Origin of the sequence: Haloferula sp. A504 (genome assembly GCF_044385805.1) — a bacterium.
In the GTDB taxonomy this organism is placed as follows: domain Bacteria; phylum Verrucomicrobiota; class Verrucomicrobiia; order Verrucomicrobiales; family Akkermansiaceae; genus Haloferula.
Window position 1 is genome coordinate 1 of sequence record NZ_JBISBU010000029.1, and the last position, 21,191, is coordinate 21,191.

The 21,191-nt window shown below is 64.7% G+C and carries 18 protein-coding genes; 11 read left to right on the forward strand and 7 right to left on the reverse strand.

The genetic code is table 11. The features are described 5' to 3' along the window. Positions 1-220: 220 nt before the first annotated feature. Positions 221-820 carry a recombination mediator RecR gene (recR, locus tag ACG2LG_RS13790; RefSeq protein ID WP_396259886.1) on the reverse strand — a complete coding sequence of 200 codons (600 nt, stop codon included), beginning with the start codon at positions 818-820 and terminating at the stop codon, positions 221-223. 2 nt (positions 821-822) lie between these two features. Further along, on the reverse strand, positions 823-1,749 hold the full coding sequence (fabD, locus tag ACG2LG_RS13795; RefSeq protein ID WP_396259887.1) for an ACP S-malonyltransferase: 927 nt from the start codon (positions 1,747-1,749) through the stop codon (positions 823-825). Between the two features lie 165 nt (positions 1,750-1,914). Here fabD and ACG2LG_RS13800 point away from each other — a divergent pair, with 165 nt between their 5' ends. The 3 genes from ACG2LG_RS13800 (at position 1,915) to ACG2LG_RS13810 (ending at position 5,303) form a co-directional block, all read left to right on the forward strand. Then, positions 1,915-2,331 carry a DUF5069 domain-containing protein gene (locus ACG2LG_RS13800; RefSeq protein ID WP_396259889.1) on the forward strand — a complete coding sequence of 139 codons (417 nt, stop codon included), beginning with the start codon at positions 1,915-1,917 and terminating at the stop codon, positions 2,329-2,331. A gap of 100 nt (positions 2,332-2,431) precedes the next feature. Beyond that, a complete protein-coding gene (gene ilvC, locus ACG2LG_RS13805) occupies positions 2,432-3,478 on the forward strand; it encodes a ketol-acid reductoisomerase (RefSeq protein WP_396259891.1) in 1,047 nt (348 codons plus the stop codon). Between the two features lie 220 nt (positions 3,479-3,698). Further along, positions 3,699-5,303 (forward strand): MFS transporter, encoded by a 1,605-nt coding sequence (locus ACG2LG_RS13810; protein WP_396259892.1) that lies wholly within the window; start codon positions 3,699-3,701, stop codon positions 5,301-5,303. 171 nt (positions 5,304-5,474) lie between these two features. Here the strand turns inward: ACG2LG_RS13810 and ACG2LG_RS13815 are convergent, their stop codons facing one another. Both ACG2LG_RS13815 and clpB read right to left on the reverse strand, forming a co-directional pair. After that, positions 5,475-5,939 (reverse strand): hypothetical protein, encoded by a 465-nt coding sequence (locus tag ACG2LG_RS13815; protein WP_396259894.1) that lies wholly within the window; start codon positions 5,937-5,939, stop codon positions 5,475-5,477. A gap of 56 nt (positions 5,940-5,995) precedes the next feature. Continuing rightward, positions 5,996-8,572, reverse strand: coding sequence for an ATP-dependent chaperone ClpB (gene clpB / locus ACG2LG_RS13820; RefSeq protein WP_396259895.1), 2,577 nt, complete (start codon positions 8,570-8,572; stop codon positions 5,996-5,998). 183 nt (positions 8,573-8,755) lie between these two features. On the opposite strand from clpB, the gene ACG2LG_RS13825 reads away from it, so the two are divergent. From ACG2LG_RS13825 to ACG2LG_RS13845, 5 genes are read left to right on the forward strand one after another with little or no spacing between them, the layout of a single operon-like run. Beyond that, positions 8,756-9,901: a phosphopentomutase gene (locus ACG2LG_RS13825; RefSeq protein ID WP_396259897.1), complete on the forward strand. Its 1,146-nt coding sequence runs from the start codon at positions 8,756-8,758 to the stop codon at positions 9,899-9,901. 57 nt (positions 9,902-9,958) lie between these two features. Beyond that, on the forward strand, positions 9,959-10,186 hold the full coding sequence (locus tag ACG2LG_RS13830; protein WP_396259898.1) for an AbrB/MazE/SpoVT family DNA-binding domain-containing protein: 228 nt from the start codon (positions 9,959-9,961) through the stop codon (positions 10,184-10,186). Then, positions 10,183-10,581 carry a type II toxin-antitoxin system death-on-curing family toxin gene (locus tag ACG2LG_RS13835; protein WP_396259900.1) on the forward strand — a complete coding sequence of 133 codons (399 nt, stop codon included), beginning with the start codon at positions 10,183-10,185 and terminating at the stop codon, positions 10,579-10,581. Before ACG2LG_RS13830 ends, ACG2LG_RS13835 begins: the two co-directional genes overlap by 4 nt. After that, a complete protein-coding gene (locus tag ACG2LG_RS13840; RefSeq protein WP_396259903.1) occupies positions 10,581-11,819 on the forward strand; it encodes a thymidine phosphorylase in 1,239 nt (412 codons plus the stop codon). Before ACG2LG_RS13835 ends, ACG2LG_RS13840 begins: the two co-directional genes overlap by 1 nt. Continuing rightward, a complete protein-coding gene (locus tag ACG2LG_RS13845) occupies positions 11,816-12,613 on the forward strand; it encodes a hypothetical protein (protein ID WP_396259905.1) in 798 nt (265 codons plus the stop codon). The genes ACG2LG_RS13840 and ACG2LG_RS13845 overlap by 4 nt, the downstream gene beginning before the upstream one ends. Positions 12,614-12,797: 184 nt before the next feature. On the opposite strand, the gene ACG2LG_RS13850 is transcribed toward ACG2LG_RS13845, so the two are convergent. The 3 genes from ACG2LG_RS13850 to ACG2LG_RS13860 all read right to left on the reverse strand — a co-directional run bounded on the left by ACG2LG_RS13850 (position 12,798) and on the right by ACG2LG_RS13860 (position 16,409). Then, positions 12,798-14,288 (reverse strand): TrkH family potassium uptake protein, encoded by a 1,491-nt coding sequence (locus ACG2LG_RS13850; protein WP_396259907.1) that lies wholly within the window; start codon positions 14,286-14,288, stop codon positions 12,798-12,800. Between the two features lie 15 nt (positions 14,289-14,303). Beyond that, positions 14,304-15,650 carry a Trk system potassium transporter TrkA gene (trkA, locus tag ACG2LG_RS13855; protein ID WP_396259909.1) on the reverse strand — a complete coding sequence of 449 codons (1,347 nt, stop codon included), beginning with the start codon at positions 15,648-15,650 and terminating at the stop codon, positions 14,304-14,306. Positions 15,651-15,782: 132 nt separating this feature from the next. Beyond that, the gene (locus tag ACG2LG_RS13860) at positions 15,783-16,409 is read right to left on the reverse strand and encodes a D-Ala-D-Ala carboxypeptidase family metallohydrolase (RefSeq protein WP_396259910.1); all 627 of its coding nucleotides are present in this window, start codon (positions 16,407-16,409) and stop codon (positions 15,783-15,785) included. Between the two features lie 200 nt (positions 16,410-16,609). Here ACG2LG_RS13860 and ACG2LG_RS13865 point away from each other — a divergent pair, with 200 nt between their 5' ends. From ACG2LG_RS13865 to ACG2LG_RS13875, 3 genes are all read left to right on the forward strand, one after another. Next, positions 16,610-18,154 carry a Na+/H+ antiporter NhaC family protein gene (locus tag ACG2LG_RS13865; protein ID WP_396259912.1) on the forward strand — a complete coding sequence of 515 codons (1,545 nt, stop codon included), beginning with the start codon at positions 16,610-16,612 and terminating at the stop codon, positions 18,152-18,154. Positions 18,155-18,233: 79 nt separating this feature from the next. Then, complete coding sequence (locus tag ACG2LG_RS13870) at positions 18,234-19,295, forward strand: LptF/LptG family permease (RefSeq protein ID WP_396259913.1); 1,062 nt, start codon at positions 18,234-18,236, stop codon at positions 19,293-19,295. A 10-nt stretch (positions 19,296-19,305) separates the two neighbouring features. Further along, positions 19,306-21,171: a SulP family inorganic anion transporter gene (locus tag ACG2LG_RS13875; RefSeq protein WP_396259915.1), complete on the forward strand. Its 1,866-nt coding sequence runs from the start codon at positions 19,306-19,308 to the stop codon at positions 21,169-21,171. Positions 21,172-21,191 lie beyond the last annotated feature (20 nt).

A 21,191-nucleotide genomic window follows, 5' to 3' on the forward strand; every position in this document is an offset into this window, starting at 1 on the left:
GCTCGTCTCGGGAGGACTCAGACTCTCACTGGTTGGTTTCATGTAGGTGCACGCGCACGAGTGGCGCTTTCCAAGCGCCATACCGGGGCATGGCGATCTCCCGATCGCGGCTTGCAGCTGGCCGCAAGTGGAACTGCAGGCTCATTCTTGAATGCATGCCGCACCCCGCGGCACGAATGCCGCCCCGCCCCGGCATGGCTCCTGCAAGGAGCCACTCCCGTCACTGCTCCCGCCGACCCTCGAAGGCCCGGGCCAGGGTCAGCGCATCGGCATGCTCAAGCCCGCCACCCGCCGGCAGGCCCTGCGCCAGCCGACTGACCCGGCACTTCCCCTTCAGCAAGTCACCCAGATAGCTCGCCGTCGCCTCGCCCTCGACATCCGCGCCGAGCGCGAGAATCACTTCCTCCACGCCCTCCTCCTCCACGCGGCGCACCAGCCCCGCGATCCGCAGGTCGTCGGGCGTCACGTTGTCGAGCGGCGAAAGGCGGCCACCCAGGCAGTGATAGCGGCCCTTGAAGACCCCCGAACGTTCCATCGGCAACACGTCGGTCGGTTGCTCGACCACGCACAGGGTTCTTTCGCGGTTCGGATGGTCACAAATCGAGCAACGCTCCGAGGTGGCGAAGAAGCCGCACATCGGACAAGACGAGACCTCGGCCTTGGCCCGGGTCAACGCCGCGGCGAGACCCGCCGGATCCGATTTCGGATGCTGCAGCAGCCAGATCGCGATGCGCTCGGCACTGCGCGGACCCACGCCCGGCAACGCCTTCAATTCATCGACCAGCGTGCCGACCGCCTCGGGATATTCGATCCGGGCCATGGTCAAGCCAGCGCCTCGGCGGCGGCGTCGAGCGATGCCAGGTCATCGATGCTGTGGACCGTCACGTCCTTCGCAATCTTCGACACCAACCCGGCCAGCACCTTGCCGGGCCCGAGTTCCACGAAGGTGCGGTGACCCTGACCGACGAGCCACTCGATCGACTCCGACCAGCGCACCGAGCCGGTGACCTGCTGCTCGAGCATCTGGCGGATCTCGGCGGGTTCCTCCACCACCGAGGCCCCGAAATTGCAAACCACCGGAATCGAGGGCTTCGAGATTTCCACGCCCGCGAGCTCGGCGGCCAGCTTTTCCTGGGCCGATTGCATCAGGCGGCTGTGGTAGGCACCGGCCACCTTGAGCTTCACCGCCCGGCGGATCCCCTTGTCGCGCGCCCCTTCCGCGGCCTTGTCGATGCCCGCGACCGAACCCGAAAGCACGATCTGACCGGGGGCATTCAAATTCGCGACATCCACATCACATTCCGCCGCCAGTTCCTTCACCACCTCCTCGTCGCGGCTGATCATCGCCGCCATCGCCCCCCGGGTCGCCTCGCAGGCCTCCTCCATGAACGCACCCCGCTTGGAGACCAGCCGGAGGCCGTCCGAAAACGAGAACGAACCGGCTGCCGCATGCGCCGTGAACTCTCCGAGGGACAAGCCCGCTGCCGCAACCGGCTTCAAGCCGGGAAGCCGCTGCCGGAGCAAGGTCAGGGCCACGAGACCGTCCAGATACAGCGCCGGCTGGCAACGGGAGGTGCGCGTCAGCTCATCCTCCGGCCCCTCGAACATCACGCGGCTCAACTCGAAGCCGAGCGTTTCGTCGGCTTCCCCGAACATCGCCCGCGCTTCCGCCGACGAATCGAAGAATTCCTTGCCCATGCCCACCTTCTGGGCGCCCTGTCCGGAGAATAGAAGAACGACGTCACTCATGATGCGGTCGCGCCTCCTAACCCGCGACCCCCACCGGATCAAGCCCTTGGCGCATCGGCCCCGGATCCAAGTGGCGCGATCACAAGAAGGCCGGCGCTTCGATCCTCTTCCCAACAGCGCCATTTCCGGATTGAGCAAAGCGTTCCCGGCCGGCACAAACGGGCCATGGCTTCCAACTTTCCCCGCAGCCCCAAGGATGAAATCGATGGCCTCGTCTACTTCCCGCGGATGTGCGACAAGATCCGGCTCCACGCCCGGGGCGAGCTCCCCACGGACTATCATGCGAATCTCGGCAGCGGCATGGATCTGTGGATCTGCCAGTTCCTCGGGGTGGACTATCAGGCCCTGGCAAAGCTGGTCAGCGACGGCGCCAGCGATGAAGAAGCACTGGCCTGGGCCCGCCGGAACGGGGTCGAGCGCCCGGATCACGAATTCGCCTGGTGGTCGGCCTTCATGAAAACACGCGGATTCCGCGACGATCTCGCCGAACGGCTGACCCAGCGTAAGGAGGAGTCGGGATTCAATGAGCGAAACGACATCCTGACCTTCATGGACTACATCGACGCCGACGAAGGCCGTTGATGAATTGAAACTTGAAACTTGGCGCTTTCCCGCCAGCCTGCCGCCCCGCTGCGGACGAACCTGCGGCAATTTCACAACCACCAACGACACCTCGCATCCCATGGCCGCGAAAATCTACACCAACAAGGACGCCACCCTGGCGACCATCAAGCGCAAGACCCTCGCCGTGATCGGCTTCGGCTCCCAGGGCCACGCCCACGCCCTCAACCTCAAGGACAGCGGCATGAACGTCGTCATCGGCCTCTACGCCAAGTCGAAGTCCCGCGAGGTCGCCAAGAAGCTCGGCTTCAAGGTCATGGACACCGCCGACGCGGTGAAGGCCGCCGACGTCATCTTCGTCGCCGTGCCCGACACCAAGATCGCCTCGGTTTACAACAAGGACATCGCGCCCAACCTGACCAAGGGCAAGACCCTGCTTTTCTCCCACGGCTTCGCGGTTCACTTCAAGACCATCGACCCGCCCAAGGACGTCAACGTCGTCATGGTCGCCCCCAAGGGACCCGGGCACACCGTGCGCTCGCAGTTTGTCGACGGCAAGGGCGTGCCCGGCCTGATCGCCATCCACAACGACGCCGACGGCAAGGCCAAGAAGATCGCCCTCGCCTGGGCCCGCGGCATCGGCTGCACCCGCGCCGGGGTGTTCGAAACCAACTTCGAAGAGGAAACCGTCACCGACCTCTTCGGTGAGCAGGTGGTCCTCTGCGGCGGTGCCTCCGCACTGGTCAAGGCGGGCTTCGAGGTGCTCGTCGAGGCCGGCTACCAGCCCGAGATGGCCTACTTCGAGTGCCTTCACGAACTCAAGCTCATCGTCGACCTGATGAACGAGTCCGGCATCGCCGGCATGCGCTTCTCGGTTTCCGAAACCGCCGAGTGGGGCGACGTGTCCGTCGGCCCGAAGATCATCGACGCCTCGGTCAAGAAGCGCATGGCCAAGCAACTCAAGGAGATCAAGTCCGGCAAGTTCGCCCGCGAGTGGATCGCCGAGGCCGAAGGCGGCTGCAAGAACTTCAACAAGATCCGCCGCGAGGAGGCCAAGCACCAGATCGAGAAGGTCGGTGAGCGCCTGCGTGGCACCATGAGCTGGATCAAGCAGAAGAAGCTCAAGAAGGGCGCCGCCCAGGCCAGCTACGTTTCGGCCTCCAAGTAAGGACTTCGGCCCGACGAGCCCCCCCATTTCCCAAGGCCCGGTCCTCCAGGAGGTCCGGGCCTTTTTCCTGTCCTCCACCCGGGCCCGGAAAAGTCCGTATCTTCCGACAGAAACGCCGGATCCCCCTCGTTTTTGAAGGCAATCCAGCCCGCGTGAGGGCTTGCAAGGTGCCCACGCGATCGTTAGACCCTCCCCCGACCCAGATTCCACCACCAATCCCATGAGTACCACCGCCAACCAGAAACTAGTGTTTTGGGGCTGCTTCATCGCCCTGGTCACCACCTCGTTCGCCTTCATCAGCCGGGCCTTCATGGTCAACATGCCGGATCTCTGGCCCGCGGAGTTCGGCCTCAACCAGGTCCAGGGCCAGGAACTCTTCGGCGCCGGCATCTGGCCCTTCGCCATCTCGATCATTCTGTTCAGCCTGATCATCGACAAGATCGGCTACCGGGCGGCGATGATCTTCAGCTTCGTCTGTTATGCCCTCTACGCGGTCTTCGCCCTGCGCGCCTACGGCGTCGTCAACCCCGGTGGTGAGGAACTCACCGGAGAGGCCCTCACGGCCGCCCAGCACAAAGCCTACAACCTGCTCTACATCGGCTCGGTGATCTGCGCCCTGGGCAATGGCACTGTCGAAGCCTTCATCAACCCGGTGGTGGCCACGATTTTCAACAAGGAGAAGACCAAGTGGCTCAACATCCTCCACGCGGGATGGCCGGGCGGCCTCGTGCTGGGCGGCATCATCACCATTCTTCTCGGCAGCCAGGCGGCCGAAGACTGGCGGGTCCTGATCTACATCATCGCCGCACCTGCCGTGGTCTACCTGATCATGCTCTTCAAGGCCAAGTTCCCGGTGAACGAGCGTGTCGCCTCCGGCGTGACCTACAAGGAGATGCTCGCCGAATTCGGCATCCTTGGCGCCTTCATTGCGGCGGCCCTCATCTTCAAGCAACTCGGCCTCGTGTTCGGCTGGGGCGGAGGCGTCACCATCGCACTCATCGTCGTTTCCGTGGTCGGCTACGGCCTCTACTGCAAGTCGCTGGGCCGCCCGCTGATGATCCTCCTGTGCGTGGTCATGCTGCCGCTTGCCACGACCGAGCTCGGCACCGATGGCGCCATCACCGGCATCATGGAGGAGCCGCTGATGGAAGCCGGCCAGAACCCGCTCTGGGTGCTGATCTACACCTCGGCGATCATGATGGTGCTCCGCTTCTTTGCCGGCAGCATCGTCCACCGGATCAATCCGCTGGGCCTGCTCATGCTCTCGGCCGTGCTGGCCATCGCCGGCCTTTTCGCCCTCTCGGTCTCGAAGGGTCTGGTCATCATCTTCGCCGCCGCCACCCTCTACGGCATCGGCAAGACCTTCTTCTGGCCCACCACCCTTGGCGTGGTTGCCGAACAGTTCCCGAAGGGCGGGGCGCTGACGCTGAACGCCATCGCCGGCATCGGCATGCTTTCGGTCGGCATCCTTGGCGGTCCCATCATCGGTGCGATGCAGGAGAAGTCCGCCCAGGTCTCGATCGAAGAGAGCCTTCCAGGTGTCTACGAGAAGGTCTCCAGCACGAAGGAGTATGTGCTTGGTGAGTATCACGCCGTCGATGACACCAAGGTCGCCGAACTGGCTGAAGAGCAGGCCGAGGAAGTCAAGCAGACGGCCAAGGCCGCGAAGCAGGGCGCACTCGCGAAGATCACCATCTTCCCGGCGATGATGCTCGCCTTCTACATCGGCATGCACTTCTACTTCAAATCGCGCGGTGGCTACAAACCGGTCGAACTCACCGGAAAGCAAGCCGCTGGTGGAACCGAAGGAGCCTCGGAGCTGTAACCGGAGTTCCCTTCCCATTCATTTCAAGGCGCGCTCCCACCCGGGGGCGCGCCTCTTCTTTGGAGGCGGGGCGCCCTCGCCCCGCAAAGGGTCATGCTGTGGCACGTGCCCGACGGCCCCTGAGAAAAGTGCTGTCTGGCGATTGCCGGACGAGGGCGATCCGCCTCCCCGTCACCCCTCCCCCGGCGGAAAGATCACGGCAACCCGTTCGATCCCGCGGGCAGTGAACTCCTGCCAGTAGTTCTTCTCGATCTCGGAGGTGCGACGACGACGCTCGTCCTCGCCGAGCTTCTCCCAGGCCTCCTTGCCGATGGACCGCTGGAGGTCCCGGTCGGCCAACCGGACCACCAGCTCTTCCCAGAAGTTCTCGTTTCGGAACTCGTCGTAGCATTCGGAGAAGAAGGCCTTTTCAGCAAACTCCTTGTTCACCACGTGGCGCTGCCGTTCCTCGTCCCAGCCGATCGCATCGCCGAATCCGGCAACCTTGGCCTTGCCGAGGATCTTGTCCTCCAGCGCCTCGAAGGCCGCGACACCCTCGTCCGAGCCCGGCCGGCGGTTCCAGCTCGCCACGTTCGCCGCGAGCGAGAGCATCTCGATCAGCGTCGCCAACTCGTCGTCCGTAAAGCGCAGGTGCACGGCGGGAAGGAACCATCCCGCCGTGCCCGGCACAAGCTACCAGTGACATGACCGCCTCAACCCTTCCGGAAAACGATCCTGCCGTCGTCCACGGCGGCCTCGATCACGTCGCCATCGACAAACTTCCCTTCGAGGATCTCCAGCGAAAGCTCATCCAGCAGGTGACGCTGGATCGCCCGCTTGAGCGGCCGGGCGCCATAGACAGGATCGTAGCCCTGGTTGCCGAGAAGCTCCTTGGCTTCGGGTGTCAGCGCCAGCGCCAGGCCCTGCTTGGCAAGGCGCTGCCGCACCCGCTCAAGCTGGAGCTCGACGATGGTGGTCAATTCCTCCCGCTGCAGGCGGTCGAAGATGATCGTGTCGTCCACGCGATTGAGGAATTCCGGTCGGAAGTGTCCGCGCAGTGCCTCCAACACCTTCGCCTCACGCTGCTCGGCGTTTTCCTCACCGAGGATGAACTGCGAGCCGATGTTCGAGGTCATGATCAGCACCGTGTTGCGGAAATCCACCGTCCGACCCTGGCCGTCCGTGATGCGGCCGTCGTCGAGCACCTGCAGGAGCACGTTGAACACGTCGGGGTGCGCCTTCTCGATCTCGTCAAAGAGCACCACTGAATACGGCTTGCGCCGTACGTGCTCGGAGAGCTGTCCGCCCTCGTCGTAGCCGATGTATCCGGGGGGTGCCCCGATCAGGCGGGCGACGCTGTGCTTCTCCATGTATTCGGACATGTCGATGCGGATCATCGCCGACTCGTCGTCGAAGAGGAACTCCGCCAGCGCCTTGGAAAGCTCGGTCTTGCCAACGCCGGTCGGGCCGAGGAAGAGGAACGAGCCGATCGGACGGTTCTCGTCCTGCAAGCCGGCACGCGCCCGGCGGACCGCATTCGAGACGGCCTGCACCGCCGACTTCTGACCGATCACCCGTTCTCCCAGCCGATCCTCCATCTGGACCAGCTTCTCCTTCTCACCCTCCTGGAGCCGGCTGACCGGGATCCCGGTCCACGACGACACCACCCGCGCGATGTCCTCCTCGGTGACCTCCTCCTTGAGAATGGCCCCGGACTTCTGCAGCGAAACCAGTTCCTTCTCGGCATCCTCGAGTGCCCTTTCGGCCTCGGGGATCTGGCCATAGGTGATCTCCGACGCACGCGTCAGGTCGCCGATCCGCTTGGCCTGCTCGGCTTCGGTCTTGAGGTGGTCGATGGCCGACTGCTGCTCGCGAACTCGCTCGATCACTTCCTTCTCATTCCGCCATTGCGCCATCAGCCCGGCCGACTGCTCGCGCAGGTTCGCCTGCTCTTCATTGACCTTCTCAAGCCGGACCGCCGAGGCCTTGTCGCTTTCCTTCTCGAGAGCCTTCTTCTCCATCTCGAGCTGCATGACCTGGCGCTCGATCTCGTCGATTTCCGTCGGCATCGAATCGAGCTCGATCTTCAGCCGCGACGCGGCCTCGTCCATCAGGTCCACCGCCTTGTCCGGAAGGAACCGGTCGGAGATGTAGCGGTCCGAAAGCGTGGCCGCCGCCACCAGCGCGCCATCCTGGATGCGCACGCCATGGTGCACCTCGTAGCGTTCCTTGAGACCGCGGAGGATCGCGATGCTGTCCTCGACCGAGGGCTCGCCGACCATCACCGGCTGGAAGCGACGCTCCAGCGCGGCGTCCTTCTCGACGTGCTTGCGATACTCATCGAGCGTCGTCGCGCCGATGGTGTGGAGCTCGCCGCGGGCAAGCTGCGGCTTGAGCAGATTGGCCGCATCCACCGCACCCTCGCTCGCACCGGCTCCGACGATGGTATGCAACTCGTCGATGAAGAGGATGATCTCGCCCTCCGACCCGGTCACCTCCTTGAGGAAGGCCTTCAAGCGATCCTCGAACTCGCCGCGATACTTCGCGCCGGCGAGCATGCCGCCGAGGTCCAGAGAAATGATGCGCTTGTTCTTCATCGCATCGGGCACGTCGCCCGAAACGATCCGTCGGGCCAGTCCCTCGACGATGGCGGTCTTGCCGACCCCCGGCTCGCCGATCAGCACCGGGTTGTTCTTCGTCCGGCGCGAAAGCACCTGCAGCACGCGGCGGATCTCGTGATCGCGACCGATCACCGGGTCGATCTTCCCCTCGCGCGCACGGGCCGTCAGGTCCGTGCCATACTTCTCGAGCGCCTGGTATTTGCCCTCCGGATTCTCGTCGGTGACCTTGTGGGATCCGCGGATGCCCTCGAGAGCTTCCCTGGCCTTGGATTCATCAAGCCCCGCCTCGCCCAGCAGCCTGCCCGCCGGCGAGTCCGCCTTGAGCGCGCCGAGGAGAAAATGCTCGACCGAAAGATACTCGTCACCCATCGACTCGCGAACCTCGTCGGCCGCATCGAGCGCCGCCCGCAGTCCGTAGCTCAGCTGCGGCTGGGCGCTGGCACCCTGCTGGCTGGGCTCCTTCGCCAGCGCCGCGGCAACCGAGGCCTTGAGCTGGGTGATGTCGACGCCCGCCTTGTTCAGGATCGGCACCGCGATGCCGCCTTCCTGCTGCAAGAGCGCGAGCAGCACGTGAATGCTCTTCAGCTCGGGATGCGCCGATTTCGAGGCCAGCCGCTGGGCCGCCTGCAGCGCTTCCTGAAGTTTCGTCGTGATCTTATCGAGTCCCATAGGTGTGAATATTGTCTGATTCTTTTTCCGGGGTTGCAAGCGGGCGTGAACCGCCGCCTGCCCGTTTCTGATCATTCGATGCCATAGCAGATACTTTATTCAAATCCTTTGTGCATTCTTTCATTTATGACTTCAGGACCGATCCGCCCTCGATTTTGCCTCTCGTCTGTGAAGAATGTCGGCATGCCCCGCGCCCTCTGCATGGTTCTCGATTCCGTCGGCTGCGGGCATGCTCCCGACGCGGCCGACTTCGGTGATGCCGGTGCCGATACTCTTGGGCATCTCTTCGAGCGGGTTCCCGGTTTTGCGCTGCCCGCCCTCTCGGGCCTCGGACTGCACGAAATCCTTCGGGATCTGCGAGAGGACTTCCCTCTCCCCTCCCCACCCCTTTTGCCGGGTTCCGCCTCGGCGCACCTGACGGAAAGATCTCCCGGCAAGGACACCACCACGGGACATTGGGAGCTGATGGGTGCTCCGCTTGATGCCGCACTGGAGACCTTCGAGCGGTTCCCCGACGATCTCGTCACGAAACTCGAAGAAATCGCCGGCACCTCCTTCCTCGGCAATGAAGCGGCGTCCGGCACCGAGATCATCTCGCGCCTTGGCGAGGAACACCTCTGCTCCGGCAAGCCGATCCTCTACACCAGCGCCGACTCGGTGATGCAAATCGCCGCGCATGAAGACCCATCAATCTTCGGCCTCAAGCGCCTGCTGACGCTCTGCCGCGACGCCCGGGAGCTTCTCGACCGGCAGGGCATCCGCATCGGTCGCGTGATTGCCCGACCCTTCATCGGCGGCTCGGCAGCGGATTTCCAGCGCACCTCGAACCGCCACGACGAGTCTCTCGTCCCGCCGCCAACCGTGCTCAACCGCCTCGAAGCTGCCGGGGTCGACACCATCGGTGTCGGCAAGATCTCGGACATCTTCGCGGGTTCGGGGATCACCGAGTCCCACCCGACGAAATCGAATGCCGACGGCATGGCAACCATCGACGAGCTGTGGCGGGAGAATCGCGCCACGCCTCACCTGATCTTCGCCAACCTCGTCGACTTCGACATGCTCTACGGCCACCGCCGCGACCCCCGGGGCTACGCGGGTGCCCTGATCGAGTTCGACCGCTGGCTGGGGGGCTTTCTCGGCCGCTTCGAGGCCCCCGACCTGCTGATCATCACGGCGGACCACGGCAACGATCCCTACCATCACGGGACCGACCACACCCGCGAGCGGGTCCCGCTGCTGACGCTGAATGCGGTGGGGCCTGCCGTCCACAACGGTGATTTCGGCCTGGTCGCCGCGCTCCTGGCCGAACACTTCCGGCCATTGGCCTGAGCAAACACCCGGAAGGGTCCACTGGACATGGTAGAACATCTGTAATAACGTCCCTCCATGAACCACACCCTCAAGATCACTTCCGTTGGGAATTCCGCCGGCGTCATTCTGCCCAAGGAACTGCTGGAGAAGCTTCGCGTCAGCAAGGGTGACACGCTCTTTGTCACCGAGACGCCGAATGGAGTCGAGCTGTCGGCTCATGACGAAGAAGTGGAGCGCCAAATGGAGATCGCTGAGAAGTTGATGCGAGAGAATCGCAACCTCCTCCGGAAACTGGCGCAATGAGTGGCCCGGAACCCATCTGGCTGAAGCATGAGTTCATCCTCATGCTCCACTCTCGACAACTTGCTGAACACGGCGGCTCCGCCGGCATCCGCGATGAAGGGATGCTCAAGTCATCCCTCGGCAGACCCTTGGACAAGTGGCACTATGGCGATCCGAAGCCGGATCTTTGCGCGCTCGCCGCCGCCTACGCATTCGGCATCGCCAAAAACCATCCGTTCATCGACGGTAACAAGCGCACCAGCGCGATGGCCTGCGAGACGTTTCTCGTGCGCAATGGGCTGTATCCCACCGCCAGCGAGGATGAGAAGTATCCCTTCTACCTGTCGCTCGCTTCGGGTGAGCTGACTGAAGACGACTTCGCCCAATGGCTCCGCCAAAACACCGCCCCGGTCTGATGCAACCCCACATCCCCACCCTCATCAGCCGCAAGCGCGACGGTGAGCACCTGAAGCCCGAGGAAATCCGCGGACTCATCGACGGCTACGTCGCCGGTGAGGTGCCCGACTACCAGATGTCGGCCTTCGCCATGGCGGTCTTCTTCAAGGGCATGAATCCGGTCGAAACCGCGGCGCTGACCCGCTCGATGCTCGAGAGCGGCGACGTCTTCAAACACCCGAAGGGCGCTCCGGTCGTCGACAAGCACTCCACCGGGGGCATCGGCGACAAGGTTTCGCTGGTCCTCGCCCCGCTCGTCGCCGCGGCCGGCTGCCGCGTGCCGATGGTTTCCGGCCGGGGGCTGGGCATCACCGGAGGCACCCTCGACAAGCTGGAAGCCATCCCCGGCTTCCAGGTCCACCTCGATCTCGACCAGGCCGCCGCCCAACTTGCCAGGATCGGAGTCGTGATGATGGGCCAGACCGACGACTTCTGCCCGGCGGACAAGAAGCTCTACGCCCTGCGCGACGTCACCGGCACGGTCCCCTCGATCCCCCTGATCACCGCCTCGATCATGTCGAAGAAACTGGCCGAGTCGCTCGACCGCCTGGTGCTCGATGTGAAATTCGGATCCGGCGCCTTCATGAAGACGGAGAAGCAGGCACGGGCGCTCGCCGACGCCATGATCGCGGTCGGCAAGGAGATGGATGTCGAGGTGCACGCGCTGCTCAATCCGATGTCCGAGCCGCTCGGGCAGACGGTCGGCAACGCCCTGGAGGTGGTCGAGTCCCTCGAATGCCTCGAAGGTGGCGGGCCGGAGGACCTCCGCAAACTGGTGCTCGATCTCGCCGAAGTGCTGGTCGAAATCGATCGGCCTGCCCTCGAAGCACTGCTCGACGACGGAAGCGCTCGAGAGCGTTTCGATGAAATGGTCGCGGCGCAGGGAGCCAAGCCCGATGATCTACCAAGACTTGGCGAGATTCACGCCGCACCGTTCATCCGGGAGATTCCCGCCGAGGACACCGGCACCGTCTCAAGGATGGATGCCGGACTGATCGGTCAGGCAGCGCTTCAACTCGGCGCCGGACGCGCCCGGGCCACCGATGGAGTGGATCCGGCAGTCGGATTCAGTCGACTCGCCAAGATCGGCCAGCAGGTTCACCAGGGCGAACCGGTCGTCCGGATCCACGCCCGCAGCGCCATCGATGCCGAAATGGCCGAAGCCCTCATCGATCAAGCCGTTTCCATCGAGCCATGACTTCCCGCAAGGAGTCCTCCGCCCGCAACGCCGCCATCATCATCGTCGGCATCCTTCTGGCCATGATCGCATGGGGATTCTACCGCGGGGCCAGCCGGCCGGACTCACGGCGGATCGCGGAAATGGAACAGGCCTCGCAGGAACAGGCCGTCCGCGACGCCAACCAGCGCGATGTCGCCCTCGTCCGTCAACTGATCGGCGAGAACCTCGACGAGCGGCGCTTTCAATTCGCCACCGTCATGAACGCCGCATCCGACAAACTGGTCCTGCCGCTCGGACCCGCCCAGCCTTCCCATCGCCGGGTTCTCGACGCGATCAACGCCTCGCTCACGCGGGCGACCGAGGTCCTCAGCCGCGAGGGTTCCCCCGCCCGTGAGCATCGCAGGATCAACGAGGTCTCGCGCCACTTCGAGGACGCCCTGCAGCGTGATCTCGACGCCACCGAGGGCCTGAGCTGCTCGATCCCGACGACCCGCGAGGGCAAGGAACAACGCAGCGGCTACCCCGATCTGCGCGTGGTCGACGAGGCGAGTGGCGACGTCTTCTATCTCGACCCCAAACTCGTCGAGGAAGACTCGTGGGACAGCAGCTTCCGCACCTTCTATTTCGAGCCCAAGAAAGAGAACCTCAAGATCAACGACGACGCGGTGCACCTGCTCGTCGGGATCGGCCACGACGGAAAGAGCGGCGAATGGACCTTCGGCCCGTGGAAGGTCGTCGACCTCTCGAAGATCACCCTGCGCTTGAAGCCGGAGTTCCAGGCTTCCAACCGGGACTTGTACCCGAAAGAGTAGCCCCTGGGATGGAGCGCCGATGATGAAATCGGCAAGCCCGTGAGAGTCAGAAGAAATGCGCTCGGGAAGTCATCCCGGCAAGGCTCCTCCTGTCCCCAGCCCCACGCCCGCAACCGCTGCTGAAACCTGCATCGGCGACCGAGCCTCCACGCTTGCGCTTGCCGATTTCATAATCGGCGCTCCTTCAGTAGCGCCTCCACGCCGCCGGCACGAACAGCACGAGAATGGCGAACAGCTCCAGCCTGCCGAGGATCATCAGGCCGGAGAGAACCACCAGGGTCGGTTCCCGCAGACCGGAGAAATTGTCGGTCGGCCCGAGATCTCCAAAACCGGGGCCGATGTTCGAGAGCGTCGCGAGCACGGCTGCCAGGCAGGTCTCCAGCTTGATCCCGTGCCCGGCCTCGAAGATCCCGACCACCACCGAGCCGACGGCGATGATCAGAAGATACAGCGCCACGAACGACGTGGTCCTGGCCCTCACGTCACCGTCGATCGGGTTGCCGTTGACCACCATGCGAAAGACCTGGTTCGGACGAAAGGCCCGGATGACCTCGTGCGCGGAGGATTTCAGGAAAACGATCAAGCGGCTGACCTTCATCCCCCCCGCGGTCGATCCCGAGCAGCCTCCCACCACCATCAGGATTGCCAGCAGCGCCTGGCACCACGCCGGCCAGAGTTCGTAGTCGGCCGTTCCAAACCCGGTCGTGGAGGCAATCGAAACCACCACGAACCAGCTCTCCCGGAGGGCTCCGGCAAAGCCGACGGAATACCGCTCGTCGAGCGCCAGGCCCGCCGCGATCCCGACCGCGATCAGGGTGCAGATCCCGATGAACCACCGGGCATCGTCCTCATCCTTGAGGCGGCTCCAGCGGCGACGGATGATGACCGCATAAATCAGGAAGTTGAGACTGCAGACGACCATGAAAAGGCTGATCCAAAGTTCGATCGCCCAGCCGTTTCCCCAGCCCGAATAGTATCCGAGGCTGGCATTGTGCGGACTGAATCCCCCGGTCGAGACCGTGGTCATCGCGTGGGAGACCGCGTCGTACCAGCTCAAGCCGAAGGCGCGAAGCCCGAGCATGCAGGTCAGCGAAATGCCGAGATAGATGCGCAGCAGGGTCATCGCGGTATCGCGGATCCGGGCGGTCGATGCTTCCCCCGCCTGGAAGGACGACTCGTTCCGGAACAGCGACTTCGATCCCACGCCGAGATACGAGAGCACCGCCACAAACAACACCAGGATCCCGATGCCACCCAGCCACTGGGTCACGCCGCGCCACAACAGCAGGCCGCGGGGCCATGCCGCAAGGTCGCCGATCACCGTGGATCCCGTCGTCGTGAAACCCGATGACGATTCAAAGATCGCCTGCGGCCAGCTGAGATGCGGCGGGCACAGGATGAACGGCAAGGCACCGAAGATCGTCGAGAGAATCCACCCGAGCCCGACGATCGCCACCCCTTCACGACGGGGAATGCGCTCGATCCTGCCGATCCCCGCGACGATCAGGATCGCGGCCGCGACCGCCGTGACTCCCGCCGAGACCAGCAGGGCCGAGACCGCCTGGCCTTCCGCCTGCACGCCATCGAGGCGCGCGAACAGCCCGCACACGGCCATTGCCAGACCGAGCAGCAGCAACAGCAAGCCGAGGACTTTGGAGAGGATCCGGAAATTCATCGGAACAAGGCCGCGTCAGGCGAGCAGTTTCACGAAGGCCTTGCGCGCCTTCGGTGAGACGACCGCGTAGATGTGATCCCCGGCCTGCAGGACGTCGTCGGGACCGGGGACATCCGCATGGATGGCGTGAAGCAGTCCGACGAGCACGCAGCCCTGCGGCCAGTCGACCTCCTTGACCATGTGCCCCGCCGCCAGCGACCCCTTGCGCACCCGCATCTCGAGGATCTCGGCACCGGGCATCTGCTTGACGAGGTGAAAGCGGTCCGAGGTGATGAAACGCTCGATCTCGCGCCGGGTGGCATCACGCGGACTGACCGCCGCCTGAATCCCGAAGTGCCGGCCCGACGAGCTGATCGCCTCCGCATAGTCCGCACGGTGAATCAGCGTCAGGCAGGTCTTCGCACCCAGCGTGTGCGCCTGCAGGCAGGTCATCACGTTGTCCTCGTCGCTGCTGCTGGTCGCCACGAAAAAATCGACTCCGTCGATCTGCTCCTCCTGAAGCTCGGCGACCACCGTCGCGTCGGCATGAATGACCGTGGTGTTGGACAGCCGGTCCACCAGACCACGGCAGATCGCCTCATCCTGCTCGAAAATCCGGACCTTGCAGTGATAGCTCTCCAGCATCTGGGCCAGCGAGAATCCGTACTCGCCGCCGCCGAAGATCACCACCCGCAGCGACTCGCGGTCGTCCTTCTTCTTCTGCAGCCGCTCGGCCAGCGACTTGAGCTTGCGCGGTTCGCCGAAGATCGTGACGACATCCCCCGCCTCGATCCGCGACTCCGCCGTCGGCACCAGGTGGTCCGAACCCCGGGTCAGCATCGCGATCCGGGTTCGCTCCGGCGCCTTGAGGTCGGCGAGGGTCCGGCCGACCGCATCGGACTTCGGGTCGACCCGCACCTGCTGCAGTTCGATCCGCCCGCGGGCGATTTCCTCGACGGTGAGCGACTCCGGATTGCGGATGAACTTTGCCAGTTCGATCGCGGCGAGCCTTTCCGAGGAAAACAGGTGATCGACCCCGAAGGTGCCCTTGAAGTCGAACAGCCACTCTTCGCGCTGGAGGCTGGGATGGACCCGGCAGACGACCTGCTCGACGCCCATCTTCTTGGCGATGGATGAACTGACGAGGTTCGCCGTGTTGGAACTCGTGAGGGCGAGGAACAGCCCGCACTCGCCGACGTTCGCCTCGACCAGGGCCTCGACGCTGGTGCCGTCGGACCCGACGATCTTGGCGTCGATGCTCTGTTCGAGATCGCTGGCCAGATCGGGATCGCTCTCGATGACCGAAATGCTGTGCGACTCCCTCGACAGCGAGGTGGCAAGGTGGCGGCCGATCTCTCCGGCACCGACGATGATGATGTTCATCTCAGATCAACCGGCAACCCGCCCTGCGGTGCTCCCGGAGGGCTGGATCTCAACAACAGGAAGCCCCGGTCAGCCAGCCGAAAATCCGGACCGGAAAATTCCCGCAAGCGACAAACCCCGCTGCCGATCCGCTCACCAGTCGACGTTCTGGCCCCGGGTGTCGATGTGCGTGAACGAGTAATACCGTCCGATGCCGCCGCGGAAATGCCCGTTCGAACGAAGGTTCCGGGCGACCGACGCCACCGAGGAGGGGCGCGAATGGAATTTCACGTCGAGAGCGACGTTGGCCTTGTGCCAGGAACCCCGCCGGGCGCCGGCGCAGCGGGCGTTGTAGGCCGGGCTGCGGTAGGCGGAAACAATCTCCTTCACCGGTTGGTCCAGTTCGATCGCGACGCGGTCGAGCGTCTTGAGCGTGGGTGCCATGTTGCGCCACATCGACTTGGGCGGAAGGGTGTTCCACACGCTGCCGCGACGCTTGGCGTGGGCCTCGATCACCTGCAGCGGCGTCACCTTCTTGAGCCTCAAGCCCGCCAGGAAATCGGCGTAGTTCTCAAGATTCCTTCCCTGCCGGTGAACCCAGTCCGACGGCAGGCTCGAAAGATCAAGAGCGGCCTTTTTCCTGCCGAACCAGAAGGCCGAGGCGGGTGTGGTGGAGAGAGCGAGGGAAAGACCTCCCATACCGATCACCCCGAGGGCGCGACGACGGCTGTAGGATTCGATGGAGGAATTCGAGGAGGTCGGGATTTCTTGGGCTGACATGGGCGACGAGTCGGGGTCAGTCAGCAAGCAGGCCGCGTGCCGACAACAACAACCATTCCGTTGGGAGACGGAAAAGTTGGGGCGGAGCCAATCCCGCATCCCGCTGGATATCAAGCAATTTCGCTAACAGACAAGGAGCCCCGCTCGCACCACCCACGTTTCCGGATTCCCATCGGGCGCTCGGTCTCCATCCTTGCCCCATGCGCTCCCTCATCCTCTGGCTTGCCGTCACCGGGTCGGCGATTGCGGTGGCGCGGATCCCCCCACTCGGAGCCGTCGCCCCTTTCTGGCCCGCGGTGGTGGCCGTTGCCGTGATCGTCGTGCAACGTCAGGCCGCCACCGGACTGGCCGCCGGGGTGATCGCCGGATCCCTGATCCTTGCCGAAGGGATGCCGTTGGAAACCCTGCGGGTCGCCCTCGGCGTGCACGTCTTCCCGCAGTTCGAGGGAGCCTGGCACATCGGGGCGCTGGTCTTCACCCTCCTGCTCGGGGCCTTCGCCGGGCTGCTCGAAACCTCGGGAGGCTTCGAGACCCTGCTGCGACGCCTGCTGAACGGTCCCAAGCCCCCGCAGCGCAAGGTTCTCGGCTCCGCCTACGCGATGGGGCTGCTGTGCTTCTTCGACGGCCTGGCCAACTCCATGCTCGTCGGCCGCATCGCGCGAAAAGCCGTCGACCGCACCGGAATCTCGCGTGAAAAGCTGGCCTGGGTGGTCGACTCGACCAGTTCTCCGGTCGCCTGCGTCGCCTTCATCTCCACCTGGATCGCCACCCAGCTCACCCTCATCCGGGACAGCCTGCCGGAACAGAACGCCTACGAGCTCTACTTCCGCTCGATTCCCGCCAACCCCTACTGTGTCCTCACCCTGATCCTCGTCCCCCTGGCGATCTTCGTCCGCTGGGAACCGAAGGCGATGCGCCGCTACCGCCCGACCCGCGACGAGGTCCCTGATCAGGAGAACCACGCGAGCGCCATCTGGCGGGTGATCGTGCCCCTGCTCGCCCTCGCGCTCGGCATCGCGCTTTCGTTCCAGGTCTGGTCGGGAAATTCCGTTCGTCTTTTCTCGCTCGACGCCTGGCGAGAGGCGGCGTCGGGCCAGGCCGGCCCGGTCGCCCTCGTCGGCGGCGCCCTGCTCGGGCTCTTCACCGCCTGGCTCTGCCACCCCGGGGATGCTCCCACGCGTCCCGCCGAGGCCGCCGTCCGCGGAGCCGCCGGTCTCCTCCCGGCCCTGGTCATCCTCGTCCTCGCCTGGTCGCTGGGCAGCGTCTTCGAGGCCCTCGGCGCGGCAACCGCCGTGAAGGACCTTCTTGGCGCGAACGTGAGCCCCGGCTGGCTACCGCTCGCCGTCTTCGCCACCGCCTCGATCACCGCCTTCAGCACCGGATCCTCCTGGGGAACGATGGGACTGATCATGCCGCTCGCCCTCGGAATCCTGGGTGAAGGGCATTCGCCCGAGGTCGTCGCCACGCTCGCCCCGGCCGTGATCGGTGCCGTCTTCGGCGGCGCGGTCTTCGGCGATCATGCCAGCCCCTTCTCCGACACCTCGGTCGTCAGCGCGATGGCCGCCGGCTGCCAACCGCTCGACCACATCCTCTCGCAGCTGCCCTACGCACTCTCCGCCGCCGCCGCCGCCGCGCTCGGCTACGCGCTCATCGCCATCGGGCTCCACCCGGCGGCGGCGACCGCCCTCGCCGGATTCGGGCTGGCCGCGGTGGTGGTCCTGCTCAGCCGCCGCAAGTCAGCCTGACTCCCATCTCGACAGCCCGCTCCACCGGATCCAAGCTCCGCCCGTTGCGAACATGCGAATTTCGGATCGATACATCGGATTGAGCGTCCTTTCAGGCACCCTGTTCGCGATCATGCTTCTCTGCGCGCTGCTCGTGCTGGGAAATCTTTTCAAGGAGATCCGGCCACTGCTCGTCGACATGGGCGCCCCCGTCTGGATCCTGTGGGACTTCATCCTCGGCGTGCTCCCCGTGTCGCTGATCTACACGATCCCCTGGGCCTTCCTCTCGGCGGTGCTGCTGGTCTTCGGCCGGCTGTCCTCCGACAACGAACTCAACGCCTTCCGCGCCGCCGGCATCGGCCTCACGCGGCTCTCGGTGCCGGTACTACTCCTGGGCATCCTGCTTTCCTGCCTCTGCATGTGGCTCAACATCAAGGTCGCTCCGGAGGCAAAACGGAAGGTCGAGGACATCGTCACCAACACCATCATCCAGGACCCACGGTCGCTCCTCCGCGCCGGCGTCGACCAGACCCGCATCCGCAACGTCAAGGTCGACTCGGAATACAGCCGCGGCGATGTCTTCCACAACTTCCACATCTTCGTCATGGACGACAGCGAGGACAGCGGGATCGGCGGAGCCTACATCCACGCGGACACCGCCGAGACCGTGGTCGACGAGGAGAACAAGCAGATCCGGCTGAAGCTCACGGGAGCCTATTCCGACGGCCCGGCCGGACCGAACAAGGATTTCACGCTGCTCTCCGAGGAACTCGAGTGGATGGTCGTGGACTACTCGGACGACGTGCAGCGCAAGCCCCGGCCGAGCGCCATGACCAACGCCGAGATCGACCGATTCCTCGACGAAAACCAGCATCTTCCCGAGAAGTTCCGGGCCCGTTTCGTGGCGGAGCAGTGGCGGCGCTACACCTCGTCCTTCGCCTGCCTCGCCTTCGCCATGATCGGGGTGCCGATGGGCATCAAGGCCCGCCGCCGCGACACCTCCTCGGGCCTGGTCATCAGCCTGGGGATCGGCGCCCTCTACTTCCTCGCCGGCTCCGTCCTGGAAAGCCCGTCGGAGGACGGCCAGTGGATCCTGTGGATCCCGAACCTCGCCTGCATCGCCCTCGGCATCCTGCTTTTCCGCCGCGCCCGCTTCCGTTAGAATCCCGCCCATGCCCTCCTCACAGCCGAGCCGGTTCTGGCGCCGCATCCGCGGCTTCTTCGGTGAGGGCGGGGTGCGTCTCAACGCGATCAGCGGCCCCATCCGACGCTACGACCGCGCCAAGTTCCGCGCCGACATCGGCGCCGCGCCGAATGTCGCGCTGCTCGCGGTCCCCCAGGGCATCGCCTACGCGGCCATCGCCGAACTTCCGATTTCCTTCGGCATCATCTGCTCGGCTGTCGCCGCCATCGTCGCCCCGGTCTTCGCCGGCTCGCGACACACCATCCTCGGCCCGACCAATGCCACCGCCTTCATGCTCTTCAGCTTCTTCGCCGCCGAGCAGGCCCTCGCCCCCCGCGAAGTCGAGCTGATCCCCCTGCTGGTCCTGATGGTCGGCGTGTTCTGCCTCGTCGGGGGTGCCCTGAAGGTCGCCGATCTCCTCCAGTATGTCTCGCGCTCCGTGCTCGTCGGCTACCTGACCGGTGCTGCCGTGCTGATCATGGCCAACCAGTTCAAGCACGTCTTCGGCATCTCGGATCAGGTCAGTGCGGACCACCCGGCGAATTTCATCAACCTTGTCATGTCGCTGGGGCGCCACCTCGGTGAAATCCAATGGCAGCCCCTGCTGATCGGGGTGGTGACCTTCGCCGCCTACCACCTGCTCCAGAAATGGAAGCCACACTGGCCCGTCTTCACCATCCTGCTCGTCGCCGTTTCCGCGGTATTCGGATCCATGATCCACTCGGGTGGATCCTTTGCCGGGGTCGCCACGTTCAAGACCTTCACTTTCGGCGATCTCGCCCCCCGAATGCCTGATTTCACCTCGGGCCGGTTCTGGAACGACCTCAGCGCCCTCACCGGTGTCGCCTTCGCCATCGCCTTCCTCGCCTGCCTCGAAAACACCGTCATGGCGAAGTCCATCGCCTCACGCTCGGGCGACCGCGCCGAGGTCAACCAGGACATGTTCGCCGTCGGCGCCGCCAACGTGGCATCCGCCTTCGCCGGCGGCATGGCCGCCTCCGGTTCGCTCACCCGCTCGGTCCTCAACTACGAGGCCGGTGCCCGCACCCGGTTTTCCTCGCTCTACTCGGGCGTGATCGTGCTCCTCTGCGCCCTGCTCATCGCCTGGCTGCCGGGCATCGGCATTGCCCTCATCGACTACGTCCCCAAGTCCGCACTCGCCGCCCTGGTCATCGCGATTGCCTCCAGCCTGATCAATCCGACCAACATCCGCGTCTGCCTGCGCTCGACCCACGACGACGCCGCGGTGATCACCGCCACCTTCCTGGCGACCCTGCTGGCGCCGCTGCATGTCGCGATCTTCATCGGCGTCGGGCTGTCGATCACCCTCTTCCTCCGCCGGGCGAGCAAGCCGCACCTCGTCGAATACGAGTTCAGCGAGAAGGGTGAACTCCGTGAGATGGGCGAAAAGCGCAAGCGCCCGAACCCGGCGATCTCCATCGTCCACGTCGAGGGCGACCTGTTCTTCGGCGCGGCCGAGCTTTTCCGCAACCAGGTCCAGCGCACTGCGGCCGACCCCTCGCTCAAGGTGCTCATCCTCCGGCTCAAGAACGCGCGCCACCTCGACGCCACCTCGGTGCTCGCCCTCGAGGAACTCATCAAGTTCATGCGCTCACAGGACCGGCACGTGCTCATCTCCGGCGCCCCCAAGGATGTCTACAAGGTCCTGCGGAAGTCCGGCACTCTGAAGCTCATCCAGGAAGGCACCGACCGGGAAGCCGGCGAGAGCAACATCTTCATGTACCGCCCGAGCAATCCGAACCTCTCGACCCGCGACGCCCTCAAGCGCGCCCAGCAACTGCTCGGCGGCCAGAAGGCCGACGTCCGGATCTTCTACGATCCGGGCAAGGACTGAGTGGCGCAAGACTCCCGCTT